14 protein-coding genes and 1 pseudogene are annotated in these 12,980 nt (G+C 67.7%); 5 read left to right on the plus strand and 10 right to left on the minus strand.

Features of this window, described 5'->3' with window-relative positions; translation table 11 throughout:
- Nucleotides 1-13: 13 nt before the first annotated feature.
- Nucleotides 14-592 carry an Rv2240c family protein gene (locus tag BN4332_RS10745; RefSeq protein ID WP_066898420.1) on the minus strand — a complete coding sequence of 193 codons (579 nt, stop codon included), beginning with the start codon at nucleotides 590-592 and terminating at the stop codon, nucleotides 14-16.
- 450 nt (nucleotides 593-1,042) lie between these two features.
- Between BN4332_RS10745 and BN4332_RS10750 the strand changes: the two genes are divergently transcribed.
- The 4 genes and pseudogenes from BN4332_RS10750 to BN4332_RS10765 all read left to right on the plus strand — a co-directional run bounded on the left by BN4332_RS10750 (nucleotide 1,043) and on the right by BN4332_RS10765 (nucleotide 3,808).
- Entirely contained in the window at nucleotides 1,043-1,738 is a 696-nt protein-coding gene (locus BN4332_RS10750) for an MspA family porin (protein WP_066898421.1), read from the plus strand.
- 337 nt (nucleotides 1,739-2,075) lie between these two features.
- A pseudogene (locus BN4332_RS10755) lies at nucleotides 2,076-2,753 on the plus strand (MspA family porin); the annotation flags it as partial.
- Between the two features lie 22 nt (nucleotides 2,754-2,775).
- On the plus strand, nucleotides 2,776-3,321 hold the full coding sequence (locus BN4332_RS10760) for a hypothetical protein (RefSeq protein WP_074133036.1): 546 nt from the start codon (nucleotides 2,776-2,778) through the stop codon (nucleotides 3,319-3,321).
- A gap of 184 nt (nucleotides 3,322-3,505) precedes the next feature.
- Nucleotides 3,506-3,808, plus strand: coding sequence for a hypothetical protein (locus BN4332_RS10765; RefSeq protein WP_074133039.1), 303 nt, complete (start codon nucleotides 3,506-3,508; stop codon nucleotides 3,806-3,808).
- 60 nt (nucleotides 3,809-3,868) lie between these two features.
- On the opposite strand, the gene BN4332_RS10770 is transcribed toward BN4332_RS10765, so the two are convergent.
- Both BN4332_RS10770 and BN4332_RS34260 read right to left on the minus strand, forming a co-directional pair.
- The gene (locus BN4332_RS10770; RefSeq protein WP_066898424.1) at nucleotides 3,869-4,198 is read right to left on the minus strand and encodes a hypothetical protein; all 330 of its coding nucleotides are present in this window, start codon (nucleotides 4,196-4,198) and stop codon (nucleotides 3,869-3,871) included.
- A 142-nt stretch (nucleotides 4,199-4,340) separates the two neighbouring features.
- Entirely contained in the window at nucleotides 4,341-4,631 is a 291-nt protein-coding gene (locus tag BN4332_RS34260; protein WP_200820287.1) for a signal peptidase II, read from the minus strand.
- Nucleotides 4,632-4,769: 138 nt separating this feature from the next.
- On the opposite strand from BN4332_RS34260, the gene BN4332_RS10780 reads away from it, so the two are divergent.
- Complete coding sequence (locus BN4332_RS10780; protein ID WP_066898426.1) at nucleotides 4,770-5,522, plus strand: enoyl-CoA hydratase; 753 nt, start codon at nucleotides 4,770-4,772, stop codon at nucleotides 5,520-5,522.
- A gap of 3 nt (nucleotides 5,523-5,525) precedes the next feature.
- On the opposite strand, the gene BN4332_RS10785 is transcribed toward BN4332_RS10780, so the two are convergent.
- From BN4332_RS10785 to BN4332_RS10815, 7 genes are all read right to left on the minus strand, one after another.
- Nucleotides 5,526-6,731: a dihydrolipoamide acetyltransferase family protein gene (locus BN4332_RS10785; RefSeq protein ID WP_066898427.1), complete on the minus strand. Its 1,206-nt coding sequence runs from the start codon at nucleotides 6,729-6,731 to the stop codon at nucleotides 5,526-5,528.
- On the minus strand, nucleotides 6,728-7,792 hold the full coding sequence (locus BN4332_RS10790) for an alpha-ketoacid dehydrogenase subunit beta (RefSeq protein ID WP_066898428.1): 1,065 nt from the start codon (nucleotides 7,790-7,792) through the stop codon (nucleotides 6,728-6,730). The genes BN4332_RS10785 and BN4332_RS10790 overlap by 4 nt, the downstream gene beginning before the upstream one ends.
- Entirely contained in the window at nucleotides 7,793-8,896 is a 1,104-nt protein-coding gene (gene pdhA, locus BN4332_RS10795; RefSeq protein WP_066898429.1) for a pyruvate dehydrogenase (acetyl-transferring) E1 component subunit alpha, read from the minus strand.
- Nucleotides 8,897-9,140: 244 nt separating this feature from the next.
- Nucleotides 9,141-9,953 carry an HpcH/HpaI aldolase/citrate lyase family protein gene (locus BN4332_RS10800; RefSeq protein WP_066898430.1) on the minus strand — a complete coding sequence of 271 codons (813 nt, stop codon included), beginning with the start codon at nucleotides 9,951-9,953 and terminating at the stop codon, nucleotides 9,141-9,143.
- Nucleotides 9,953-10,441: a MaoC family dehydratase gene (locus tag BN4332_RS10805; RefSeq protein WP_066898431.1), complete on the minus strand. Its 489-nt coding sequence runs from the start codon at nucleotides 10,439-10,441 to the stop codon at nucleotides 9,953-9,955. The genes BN4332_RS10800 and BN4332_RS10805 overlap by 1 nt, the downstream gene beginning before the upstream one ends.
- The gene (locus BN4332_RS10810; RefSeq protein ID WP_066898432.1) at nucleotides 10,438-11,601 is read right to left on the minus strand and encodes an acyl-CoA dehydrogenase family protein; all 1,164 of its coding nucleotides are present in this window, start codon (nucleotides 11,599-11,601) and stop codon (nucleotides 10,438-10,440) included. Before BN4332_RS10810 ends, BN4332_RS10805 begins: the two co-directional genes overlap by 4 nt.
- On the minus strand, nucleotides 11,598-12,980 hold a 1,383-nt coding region (locus BN4332_RS10815), incomplete at its 5' end, for an ATP-binding protein (RefSeq protein WP_066898441.1). The genes BN4332_RS10810 and BN4332_RS10815, both read right to left, overlap by 4 nt.

The following is a 12,980-nucleotide window of genomic DNA, read 5'->3' on the forward strand; positions in this document are numbered from 1 at the left end:
CCGCCGGAAAGCGTCAGGCATGGGTACCGGCCATCGCGCACGCCATCTGCGCGGTATGGGCATCCTCGTTGAGTTCGGTGGCAGTGATATTCAGCGTGTTACCACTGCCGCGCAAGCCCATCTTCACCAGCAACTTCGTCGCGTCGAGCGACCACGAGCGCATCGGGTTCGCGATGTCCGGCGCCAGACCGGGCGTGTTCGCGGCGCTCATCGCCTGCGCGGCCGACTCGCGAAGTGCGGTGCGGCCGCTGACATTCGACATGCTGACGAACGGATCCGCATAGTCCGGGCGCTCGGTGCCCTCGATCGTGTCGGCGAAGTCACCGTAGAAGGTTGCGGCATTGTCCAGCGCATCGGCGAACTGTGAGCATGCTGTCAGCGCAGCGGGGTTGGCCTCGCCGGCGACGGGGGCCGGTGGCGCAGCGGCCGGGTCGGGCGCTCCGACCGGGGCAGGGGCGGCCAGCGGATCGGGGGCACCCGGGGGTGGAGGAACGGGTGCAGGCGCGGGCGCGGGATCGGCGTGGACCGCACCGTCGGGCTCGGCCGATGCCGTTGGCATGACCACGAATCCGAGTCCCAGTCCGAGACCCATGGCCGCGAGTCCGCGCGCCCATCGCTGTGATGACCTCACCAAAGTCCTCCAAGAGTAGAAGCCTGCCGTGTCCGGACCTCGTCATCGACGGGATCCCAGCAGACCTCGTTGGCATTGCTCCCATACCGTCGGCGGATCAGGTGTCGAAAAGGTGAACAGCCGGCCAACGCGTTCCCCCGGCTCGTCGTCCATTGCGTGCCGATCGCCATTCTCGCTACCTCATATATGGAATGCACTGGCATGCAGGAAAATACCGCGATCTGCAGCGTGGCCTCGAATCCCAGCTGGATGGTAATGCGGCGGCAAGTGTTGGGACTCTGTTCACCGTTTCGAAACGAAACCGGTTCATGATTCGTCGCGACAGATTCCTTGGACCCCTTGGCTTCTGACGACCACGACGTGTCGCAGACCATTCGGATTCAAAAAACCATGAGAGGCGCAAGTTCACGCATGTTGAGTCGTTTTGCCACCCTGGCTGCAGTCTGCATGTTGGCCCCTGTAGCGATTGCGCCCCTTGCCCAGGCCGATCCCCCGCCGCCACCCGCCCCGGCCGTACCGGTTGCCGATGTCCCGCCGCCCCCGCCGGACACGGGTGCCGTGCCCTCGGCCGCTCCGGGCGTGCTCGACACCCCGGACGGCTGGCACGTCACCGTCGTAGGTAGCAACGAGAGCCAGTTGCCGGTCGCGCCGCTGACCACTGCCGTCTCCTCCCGCGAATACCTGGTCGGCGGCACCTTCACCGGGAAGATCACCGGTAAGGGCAAGACCAAGCTGACCGGTGGAACACTCGAGGCCGGCCAGCAGATCGGCTGCGGCATCATCTCCGACGAGATGGAAATCAACCCTGGCGCAAGCTTTTCCCCGTCGATCCGCGTGCCGTTCACCGGTGCGGCGACCGATGTGGGCTTCGGTACCGGTATCAACCTTCAGGGCAAGGTCTACCTGAAGCCGGGTACGGTCACGATCGTTCCGATCGACAAGAAGTCTTTCAAGGGCTCCGAGGCCCGGGTCACGATCACGGGTGTCCGGATCAAGTTCGATCAGTGCGCCGGCCAGTCGTTCATCCGCTCGTACGCGACGCTGACGGCCTCCACGGAGAACACCGACGACGTGGTCACCTACATGGGCGTCACCAAGGCGGTCTGACCCGCCCCGCAACCACAGGCGTGGTTGAACCGGTTTCGGCCGGTTCAACCACGCCTTTTGCTGTTTCGAATACATTGTCGGCCAGCGCTGTTCGCATCACAGACGGTGAACCCTTCCGAGTTCCCTTGCCACACAGCTACTTTTCAGCACGCTCACAGGATCACCGCCCTCACTGGACGGAAGTCCGGTGGGAACTGTTCTGGCGTTGTTCACCGTTTCGAAACGCGATCCATACATGATTCGTCGCGACAGATTCCTTGGAGCCCTTGGCTTCTGACGACCATGACGCGTCGCAGACCATCCGGATTCAAAAACCATGAGAGGCGCAAGTTCACGCATGTTGAGTCGTTTTGCCACCCTGGCTGCAGTCTGCATGTTGGCCCCTGTAGCGATTGCGCCCCTTGCCCAGGCCGATCCCCCGCCCCCGCCGGACCCGGCTGCTCCGGTCGCCGACGCCCCGCCGGTCGACAACGGCATCGTCGCCTCCGCTGAGCCCGGCGTCGTCACCACCCCCGACGGCTGGAAGCTCACCGTGGCTGCCTCCAACGAGAGCCAGCTGCCGATCGCCCCGCTGACCACCGCCACCTCCTCGCGCGAATACCTCGTCGCCGGCACCTTCACCGGAACCGTTGGCGGCGAAGGGACCACCACGCTCACCGGCGGCACCCTGGACACCGGCTACCAGATCGGCTGCGGCATCGATCTCGGTCAGGTCCGCCTCATCGGTTCAGTGGGTCTGTCCACCTCCGGCTCGACGCTGGGCGGCCTGATCCCGACCGGCTTGAGCGTCCCGCTGTCCGGCACGATCGAGATCCACCTCAAGCCCGGAACCGTGAACAACGTGTCGGTGAACAAGAAGTCGTTCAAGGCGGCGCCGGTTCGCGTCACCCTCAAGGACGTCCACATCAAGCTCGACGGGTGCGTCGGCCAGTCCTTCCTGCGGTCGTACGCCACGCTGACCAGCTCCAGCACCGACACCGACGACGTCGTCGCCTACTACGGCGTCACCAAGTCGGTCNGCCCCGGCCGATCCGGCTCTGCCCGCGCCGGCACCGCCACCGCCGCCTCAGGGGCCTACGGTCCCCGGAATCGGTGCACCGCTGGGCCCCAACGGCCTTTCCCTGTTGGAACAGACCGGCACCCCCACCGGCGGCCCGTTGGGCCTTCCGCAGGGCGTCGACCTGAATCCGAACAACTTGCTGGCGCAGAACGCCACTCCGGGCGGCCCTCCCGGCACTCCGCCCAATCTGCGGGCCTTCAACAACGGCTATCTGCTTCCGCAGAACGAGAAGCCGTCGGCACCCGGCCAGGGAACCGTGGTCGGGGTGGCTCCTGGCGAGGAGAACGCCGACATCTCGGGCCGCGAATACCTCAAGCAGCTGCACGAGCTCTACCGCAACGGCAACCTGAAGGGTTCGCTGCTGGGCCAGATGCCCCAACAGCAGCTCGGTGAACCCTTGCCGGGCACCGCGCCGCCGCCGGGAACCAACATCTCACCGGGGCTCGCTCAGTACCTTCCAGAGCCGGCACCCCCGGCCGACCCGGCCGCGCCTCCGGCCGTTCCCGCACCCCCTGCACCCTGAGACATTCGGGCAGCGTCCGGCATCGTCGGACGCTGCCCGAACTCATTTCGATGAGCAAACTGCACCCCAACGACGTAACCTTCTGTTAACCTGCCGTACAGAAGAAATACACTTACGGCGGGCGGTTCCGCGGCTAGCGATGCGAGCGACATGAGATCCGACCGCGTGGAGGTCGGGGATGCTCATGAGTACGCGAACGTCGAAACTCGCCGGTTCAGCCGTGGTGATGTGGGCTCTTGTGATCGGAAGCGCGCCCCTGGCCGCAGCCGACCCGGGCGGTCGGCCGGCCGATCAAACCATTTCGGATCTGAGCGCCGAGGGCTACACCGTGGCGATCAACTGGGTCGGCGGAACCAGCACCCTGTCACTGTCGGAGTGCCAGGTCAATTCGATCCACAATCCCAACCGCGGGGTTCCTGCGCTGCCGGCGTCGGAGGTAACCGTTTACGTGGACGTGCAGTGTCCGGACGAGTCGTCCAACTCCTGATCACGTCGTGAATCGCTGTGCTGCGCAACGATCGGCCCCCTCGGGCCTTTCGGTATCGGTTTAGACCGCGCCCGCGGCGGGCGCCGGGGTGGTGGCGTAGGGGTTCGACATGGTGGTCGTCGGCGCCGCAGTGGTCTCGGTCGGGACGTCCTGAGTCTGCGGTGGCGGTGGCGCGCTTGATGTTCCGATGTCTTCGCTCGTGCTCACCGGGGTCTGGGGCGTCGACCTGGTGGTCGTGGTGGTCGTCGTTCGGGACGACGGCTTCGTCGTCGTGGCCGGCGTGGTGAACCGCTCGGGTTGACGGGGCGTTGCGGACTGCTGCGAGGTCATCATGATCGCGAAGATCAGGGCGGCGATCGCCACGACGCCGCCGACACCGGCGACGGCCATCGCCGCGGGAGTGTCATGCCATGGGATTTGGGGCGGACCGGGTTCTGAACTGACTCGGTCCTCGGAGCTAGCTGCCGGCATGCGGCTCCGAGTTCCTGGCCGCAGCGTTGAACGGAAAACCCGAGAGCGACAGCACCATCAGTCAGAGCACACCGGCCAGCACGGCGACGTCGGCCACGTTGAACACCGGCATCGGACCGATCGCCAGATGGTCGATCACATGCCCGCGCAGCGGTCCCGGAGCCCGGAAGAATCGGTCGACGAGATTTCCGGTGGCCCCAACAAGGATCGTGCCGAGGCGCAGGGCCCACCACGGTGAGCGGACGAACGCGCCGAACCAGGCGACGGCCGCGACCAGCGACAACCGGCGCCGAGTCGGCTGCGCCGTCCCGGTGCTCTCGGCACGAGAAATCCCGGCGATGTCAGCCGTCACCGGATCATTGTCCGCACCCACCGGGCCGGCCGCCGGACGACTCAACCGACAGTTCGGTGAACATTTGACCGTGCCCGGACGACGCCACCCCAGCCGCCACTGTCACGGAGCCGGGGCGCCGCGGGCTAGGGTGATTTCGTGCCGGATTCCGTGTTGGTCAGCGTCGACGATCACGTCGCCGTCATCACCGTCAACGACCCTGATCGCCGCAACGCGGTGACGTTCGAGATGTCGGCGGCGCTGCGCGCCGCTGTCGAGTCCGCCGAGGCCGATCCTGACGTGCATGCCGTGATCGTCACCGGTGCGGGCAAGGCGTTCTGCGCCGGCGCCGATCTCACCGCGCTCGGCGAGGCCACCGAGGATGGCCTGCGCAAGATCTACGACGGTTTCCTCGCGGTCGCCCACTGCACGTTGCCGACGATTGCCGCGGTCAACGGCGCCGCCGTGGGTGCGGGTCTGAACCTGGCGCTCGCGGCGGATGTGCGCATCGCCGGCCCGGCGGCACTGTTCGACCCACGGTTCCAGAAACTCGGCATCCACCCCGGCGGTGGCGCGACCTGGATGCTGCAGCGGGCCGTCGGCCCACAGGTGGCCCGGGCATCGTTGTTGTTCGGCATGCGATTCGATGCCGAGGCCGCGGTGCGGCACGGGTTGGCGCTGTCGATCGCCGAGGATCCGGTGGGAGCCGCGCGCATGCTCGCCGCGGGGCCGGCCGCTGCCCCGCGCGACGTGGTGATCGCCACCAAGGCGTCGATGCGGGCCACCGCCAATCCCGGCCTGGTCGATATCGACCAGCACCGCATCGCCGTCGACACCGAACTCGGACCGCAGGCGCGCTCGATCGAATCACCGGAATTCGCAGAGCGTTTGGCCGCCGCCAAGCGCAAGTAGCCGCTACAGGTCGAGCACGGCCAACTCGGGTGCCTCGATCAGCGCGCGCAGGTCACGCAGGAACGCCCCGGCCTGGGCGCCGTCGATGATGCGGTGGTCGAAGGCGCAGGTCAACGACATCGTCTGACGGGGTACCACGGCACCGTCGACCACGACCGGGCGCGCCTTGATCGACCCCATACCCAGCATCGCGGCCTCCGGATAGTTGATCACCGGCACGCCGTCGTCCAGTCCCAGCGCACCGAAGTTCGACACCGTGAAGGTCGAGCCGCTCAGCTCGGCCGGGGTGAGCGTCCCGGCCCGGGCCGATTCGACGAGCCGACTCACCGCCTCGGCCAACTCCCGAGTGGTCAATGACTGCGCATCACGGACCACCGGCACCAGCAGGCCGCGCGGAGCCGCCACCCCGAACCCCAGGTGCACGGCCGGATGCCGGTGAATCTGCGGGCCCTCGGTGGTCTCCAGCCAGGTCGAGTTCAGCATCTGATGCCGGCTCAGCGCCACGACCAACAGCCGCAACGTCAGCACGAACGGTGTGACCGGCAGGTCCGATTCAGCGTCGCGGACGCGGTCACGCAGGTGCAGCAAGGCCGTGCAGTCCACGTCCACGCGGGCGTGAGCATCAGGGATCTCCTTGTGCGACAATGCCATCCGCCTAGCCATCGCGGCCTGCACGCCCGTAACACCGACGACCTCGGACCTTCCCGCGGCGGCCAGCACGTCATCGCGCGTGACGATGCCATCGGGTCCCGATCCGGGAGCCAGCGCGTCGAGGTCGATGCGCAGATCGGCAGCAAGTTTGCGTACCGGCGGTTTGGCTCGCGCCCGGGAGCTGTCCGGTGCCGGCCTGTCCGGCGACGTCGCGGTGCGCCTACTGACGTCCATGGTGTCGTCGGCGCCGTAACCGACCAGCACCGACTTGCGCGGCGTCACACCGTTTTTCTCGGCACCGGCCGGAGCCGAGGCCGACTCGCTGGTGGCGATCCTGACCAGAAGCGACCCGACGGACAGGGTGTCGCCCGCCGCGCCACCGAGCTCGAGCACCTGCCCCGCGAACGGGCTGGGAATCTCCACCTCGGCCTTGTTGGTCTCCACCGTGCACAGCGTCTGATTGAGCTCCACGGTGTCGCCCACCGCGACGCTCCAACTGGTGATGGTGGCGTCCTGCAATCCCTCACCGAGATCCGGGACCAGGAACTCCCGGTTCACGGCTGCCCCATCGCACGCTCGACGCAATCGAGCAGGCGATCGACCCCGGGCAACCACAACTTCTCCAGCCGGGCCGGTGGATACGGCGTGTCGAAACCGGTGGCCCGCAATACCGGAGCCTCCAGCTCATAGAAGCATTCCTCGGAGATCCGGGCCGCCAGCTCGGCACCGAAGCCCAGGGTGCGGGGCCCCTCGTGCATCACCACGGCCCGCCCGGTGCGCCGCACCGAATCGGCGACCGTGTCGAAGTCGAGGGGATTGAGCGAGCGCAGGTCGACGACCTCGAGGCTCCAACCCCGTTCGGCCGCCAGGTCCGCCGCGCCGAGTGCCGTGGCCACCAGCCCGCCGTAGGTGATGACGGTGGCGTCGGTTCCGTTGCGTCGCACCATCGCCCGCCCGATCGGGGGCGCCGGGGCCGTGGTGTCGACGGGCTCGCGCGCCCAGTACCTGCGTTTGGGCTCAAGGAAGATCACCGGGTCGGGGCTGCTGATCGAATACCGCAGCAGCCAGTAGGCGTCGGACGGGGTGGCCGGGACGACGACCTTGAGTCCCGCCGTGTGCAACCAGTACGACTCGGTGGACTCGGAGTGGTGTTCGACCGCACCGATGCCGCCGAACGACGGAATCCGCACGGTCACACCCATGTTGACGTCGCCGTGGGTGCGCATGCGGTATTTCGCCAGGTGACTGGCGATCTGGTCGAAGGCCGGATAGCTGAACCCGTCGAACTGGATCTCCGGTACCGGGACGAACCCGCGGATCGCCAGCCCGATCGCCACCCCGATGATCGCCGACTCGGCCAGCGGGGTGTCGAAACACCGTTCGGCGCCGAACGTCTCGGCCAGTCCCTCGGTGACCCGGAAGACCCCGCCGAGGGTGGCGACGTCCTCGCCGAACACCAACACGTGCTCGTCGGCGGCCATCGCGTCGTGCAACGCCCGGTTGATCGCGGCGACCATGGTCAGCTCCGCGGCGGCCGGCGATCCCAGCGGGGTGAGTTTCGGTTCCCACGGCTCCGGCGAATCACCGTGAGCGGCAGGCCGATCGATGATCTGAGTCACTCATGCCTCCTTCGCCAGTTCAGCCGCCAGCTGGTCACGTTGGCGGGCCAGATCCGGGGTGATCTCGGCGTACACGGTGTCGAACAGCTCGGCCGGGTCGGCGTCGGCTGCCCCGACGACGGTGTCGCGCAACTCCGTACACAGCCGCCGCGAGCGCGCGGTCACGCGCTGTTCCAGGCGGTCGTCGAGCACACCCGCGTTCTGCAGATACGTGCGGTACCGCGCGATCGGATCGCGGGCCAGCCACTCGTCGACCTCATCGGCGGACCGGTACCGGGTGGGATCATCGGAGGTGGTGTGCGGTCCCATGCGGTAGGTGATCGCCTCGATGAGGGTGGGACCACCGCCGGCCCTGGCACGTTCGGCGGCTTCTGCCATCACCGCGTAGCAGGCCAGGACGTCGTTGCCGTCGACGCGGATACCGGGCATGCCGTAACCGATCGCCCGGTGCGTGATCGACGGCCCGGCCTGTTGCCGGCTCACCGGCACCGAGATCGCCCACTGGTTGTTCTGAACGAAGAACACGCACGGCGCCGCGAAAACCGACGCCAGGTTGAGCGCCTCGTGCACGTCACCCTCGCTGGTGGCACCGTCACCGAGGAACGCGACGGTCACCGAATCCTCACCGAGGCGCTGGGCTGCCATCGCCGCGCCCACCGCATGCAGCGTCTGGGTGCCGATCGGGATCGCGATCGGGGCGACGCAACGACTGGTGAACTCCAGACCGCCGTGCCACTGGCCACGCCACACCGCACCCATCTGGCGCGGGGTGATCCCGCGCAACAGGAATGCCCCGATCTCGCGGTACTGCGGAAACAGCCAGTCCGTCTTACGCAGGCAGGCGGACGCCCCGATCTGCGCGGCCTCCTGGCCGCGGCACGAGGCGTACAACGCCAGCTCACCCTGGCGTTGCAGGTTGATGAATTCGACGTCCAGGTCACGGGCCACGACCATGGACTCGTAGAGCCAACCGAGGGTTTCGGGCGGCAGGTCGCGGCTGTACCGTGCCTCGTCGGTGGGTGACCCGTCGGCGTCGACCAGACGCACCGGATCGAGATCGACGCCCGAATGTACCGGGGCCGGCTCTGCAGACAACTCAGCCATACCGCCTCCTTCTCGGGTGACGGCATGTCGCGCCGCCAGTCCATGAGGTGCTCAGAGCAGCGGCGAGACGGGCAAAACCCCTGGTGAGAGGCCTTCGGCTAGATGCCTGGGTGTGGCGCTAGCCGATGATCCGCTCGCCCGTCGCAGCACTGGGGCATATCGCCATTATGCGCCCGAAGCGGAGGCGGCCGGGGTCACCGCGGGTAACGGATCGGAGGCGTGTCTGATACCGGCGCCCGGGTGATCAGCTCCGCGGGGCCAGCGCGACGATGCGCTCGGCGCGCCGCAGCACGGGAGCGTCGACCATCAGGCCGTCGTGCTGGAAGACGCCCCGTTCGGTCGCCACCCGGTCGAGCACCGCACGTGCCCAGGCGATCTGCTCCTCGGTCGGCGCGTAGGCCGATCGGATCACCGCGACCTGTGTCGGGTGGATCGCCACCTTGGCGTCGAAACCGACCGCGACGGCGTCATCGGACTCCGCCCGCAGGCCATCGAGATCCTTGATGTCGAGGTACACCGAATCCAGGGCCAGCTTGCCGTACGCCTTGGCCGCGAGCAGGGTCTGCGACCGCACGTGCTGGGCGACGTCGCGGTATGTGCCGTCGGGCCGCCGGTTGGCGGTGCCACCGGTGACCGCGAACAGATCCTCCGCACCCCACATCACCGCGCAGGCGTTGCCCGGCTGTACCAACTCCACCACGTTGAGCGCGGCCAGCGGGGTCTCGATCAGCACCACGACATCCAGCGGCACCAGGGCCCGCACCTGCTCGGCATGCTCGGACTTCGCGAGCATCACGGTGGTGTAGTCGGTGGCCGCGACCGTCTTCAGATCCAGCTCGTGGTCGGTGGTGCCGGCCGGGTTGACGCGCACCACGGTGCGGGCCGGGTCCAGCGGGGTGTCGACGAGGGCCTGGCGCGCGGCGGGCCGGTCCTTGGCCGCGCACCCGTCTTCGAGGTCCAGGATGACCACATCGGCTGCCGCGGCGGCCTTTTCGAAGCGCTCTGGCCGGTCGGCCGGGCAGAACAGCCAGCCCGGCCCGTTGTTCGCGAGTGCCATCAGGAATCGCCCTCCGGGCGCATCCGCACCATGGTCTTGCGTGACGCCGTGGCCACGATGTCGCCGTGCTGGTTGCGGCCGGTGTGGGCGAAGGTGACGATGCCCTCGCCGGGCCGGCTCTTGGACGCGCGCTTCTCGGTGATCTCGGTTTCGGCGTACAGCGTGTCACCGTGGAAAAGCGGCTTGGGGAAGGCAATCTCGGAGAATCCGAGGTTGCCGACGATGGTGCCCTGGGTCAGCTGCGCCACCGACAGGCCGACCAGCGTCGAGAGGGTGAACATCGAGTTGACCAGCCTGGCGTTGAACGGGGGCAGCGCATCGGAGAACGCCGCGTCCAGGTGCAGTGCCTGGGTGTTCATGGTCAGCGTGGTGAACAGCACATTGTCGGCCTCGGTGATGGTGCGGCCCGGCCGATGCAGGTAGCGCACCCCGATCTCGAACTCCTCGAACCACAGCCCGCGCTGCTCGATGACCTTCTGCTCAGTCACAGACCCGCCTCCCGCGCGATCAGCATGAGCTGCACTTCAGTTGTACCCTCACCGATTTCGAGGATCTTGCTGTCCCGGTAGTGGCGTGCCACCGGGTACTCGTTCATGAATCCGTAGCCGCCGAAGATCTGGGTTGCGTCGCGGGCGTTGTCCATTGCGGCCTCGCTGGACACCAGCTTGGCCACGGCAGCGGCCTTCTTGAAGGGCTTGCCGGACAACATCAGTGCGGCGGCGTCGTAGTAGGCGGCGCGGGCGGTGTGGGCACGGGCTTCCATCCGCGCGATCTTGAAGGCGATGGCCTGATAGGTGCCGATCTTGGCGCCGAACGCCTCGCGTTCCTTGGCGTAGCGCACACATTCGTCGACACAACCCTGCGCGACGCCGACCGACAGCGCCGCGATGGCGATGCGGCCCTCGTCGAGGATGCGCAGGAAGTTGGCGTAGCCGCGGCCGCGCTCACCGAGCAGGTTCTCGGCAGGCACGCGCACGTCGTCGAAGCTCAGCGGGTGGGTGTCCGACGCGTTCCAGCCGACCTTGTTGTACGCCGGTTCGGCGGTGAAGCCCTCGGTGGGCACCGGCACCAGGATCGAGGAGATCTCCTTCTTCCCGCCCTCGCGCTCGCCGGTAACCGCCGTGACCGTCACCAGCTTGGTGATGTCAGTGCCGGAGTTCGTGATGAACTGCTTGGAGCCGTTGATAATCCAGTGGCCGTCGTCCATCTTGGCGGTGGTTTTGGTGGCGCCGGCGTCACTGCCGCCGCCGGCCTCGGTCAGGCCGAATGCGCCCAACGCCTTGCCGCTGGCCAGCAGTGGCAGCCACTCCTGCTTCTGCTCCTCGTTGCCGAAGCGGTAGACCGGCATGGCGCCCAGTGATACCCCGGCTTCCAGCGTGATGGCCACGCTCTGGTCGACCTTGCCGAGCTCCTCCAGGGCCAGGCACAGCGCGAAGTAGTCGCCGCCCATACCGCCGTACTCCTCGGGGAACGGCAGGCCGAACAGGCCCATGTCGGCCATGCCGGAAACCACCTCGTAGGGGAACGAATGCTCCTCATCGTGCTTGGCGGCCACCGGAGCGACGACGCTCTGGGCGAAGTCGCGCACGGTCTTGGCCAGTTGTGCATAGTGGTCCGGCAGCGTGCCGGTCGACAAAAAGTCGCTCATGATTCGTTCTCCTGTGTGTGAGCGGAAATTCGGGCCAGCGGCTGACCCACCTTGACCTGATCGCCGACGGCGACGAGTAGTTCGGCCACACCGTCGGTGGGTGCGGTCAACGCGTGTTCCATCTTCATCGCCTCCACGGTGACCACCATGGTTCCGGTCGATACCTCGCACCCGTTCGCGACGCCCACGGCGACAACCGATCCCGGCATGGGGCTGAGGAGTTCGGCATCGCCACTGTGCTCGTCGTCGGGCCGTACCGGCGCCTCGCGCACCTCCTCGACCAGGAAGCTGCGCCCGGCTCCCGACAGCCAGAGCTGACCGACCCCCGCGCTCAGCTGCGCGGCGACCAGATACTCGGTACGCAGTCCATCGAGCGTGACGACGAACCGATCTCCGGTGAACGCCGCACTGACGGTGTGTGTTTCACCGTGTTCCACCGTGGCGGTGGCCTGGTCCGGGCGTCCGGTGAGGTACACGTGGTCGGTGCGGTCGCCCGCCCGTAGCCGGAACGCGGCCGGGGCACGCTCACCGACGCGCCAGCCCGTGGGCCGGGCCCACAAGCTGTCGCCGGCCCGCTCCCAGTCGCCGATCCACTGATAGGCCGCGGCGGCGATGAGCTCGGCATCACCGAGTGGCCGAGGAGCGAAATCCGGTGCGCGACGGTCCAACAGCCCGGTGTCCAGGCGACCGGCCGCCACATCGGGATCGGCCAGCAGAAAGCGCAGGAACTCGGTGTTGGTGGTCAGGCCGAGCACCGCGGTGTCGGCCAATGCCCGGTCCAGCCGGTGCAGCGCCGCGGTCCGGTCGGGACCGTGGGCGATCACCTTCGACAGCATGGGGTCATAGTCGCTTCCGACCACGGTGCCGGCGGCCAGGCCGGAGTCCACCCGGACCCCGGGTCCGGTGGGCTCCCGCAGCCCGAGCACCGGCCCGCCGGTGGGCAAGAAGCCGTTGGCCGGGTCCTCGGCGTACACCCGTGCTTCCACGGCGTGGCCGGTCATGACGATGTCACCCTGGGCGAGCGCGAGCTTCTCCCCCGCCGCGATGCGGATCTGCTGCTCCACCAGATCGACGCCGGTGACCATCTCGGTGACCGGATGTTCCACCTGCAGCCGGGTGTTCATCTCCATGAAGAAGAACTCGTCGGGCGCATCGGCGGACACGATGAACTCCACCGTGCCGGCGCCCGTGTAATCGACACTACGCGCGGTATCGCACGCGGCAGCACCGATGCGCGCCCTGGTGGCGGCGTCCAGCAGTGGCGACGGCGCCTCTTCGATCACCTTCTGATGCCGGCGCTGCAGGCTGCACTCGCGCTCCCCGAGATGGATCACGTTGCCGTGACCGTCGGCGAGCACCTGCACCTCGATGTGGCGGGG

It is taken from the genome of Mycolicibacterium houstonense (genome assembly GCF_900078665.2).
Lineage (GTDB): Bacteria > Actinomycetota > Actinomycetes > Mycobacteriales > Mycobacteriaceae > Mycobacterium > Mycobacterium houstonense.

What these genes read in the sequence shown, in the direction of transcription:
- BN4332_RS10745 (WP_066898420.1), bottom strand. Translation starts at nt 592, where the DNA reads ATGGGTCTCGGACTGGGACTCGGATTCGTGGTCATGCCAACGGCATCG.
- BN4332_RS10750 (WP_066898421.1), top strand. Translation starts at nt 1,043, where the DNA reads ATGTTGAGTCGTTTTGCCACCCTGGCTGCAGTCTGCATGTTGGCCCCT.
- BN4332_RS10765 (WP_074133039.1), top strand. Translation starts at nt 3,506, where the DNA reads ATGAGTACGCGAACGTCGAAACTCGCCGGTTCAGCCGTGGTGATGTGG.
- BN4332_RS10770 (WP_066898424.1), bottom strand. Translation starts at nt 4,198, where the DNA reads ATGGCCGTCGCCGGTGTCGGCGGCGTCGTGGCGATCGCCGCCCTGATC.
- pdhA (WP_066898429.1), bottom strand. Translation starts at nt 8,896, where the DNA reads ATGGCTGAGTTGTCTGCAGAGCCGGCCCCGGTACATTCGGGCGTCGAT.
- BN4332_RS10800 (WP_066898430.1), bottom strand. Translation starts at nt 9,953, where the DNA reads ATGGCACTCGCGAACAACGGGCCGGGCTGGCTGTTCTGCCCGGCCGAC.
- BN4332_RS10810 (WP_066898432.1), bottom strand. Translation starts at nt 11,601, where the DNA reads ATGAGCGACTTTTTGTCGACCGGCACGCTGCCGGACCACTATGCACAA.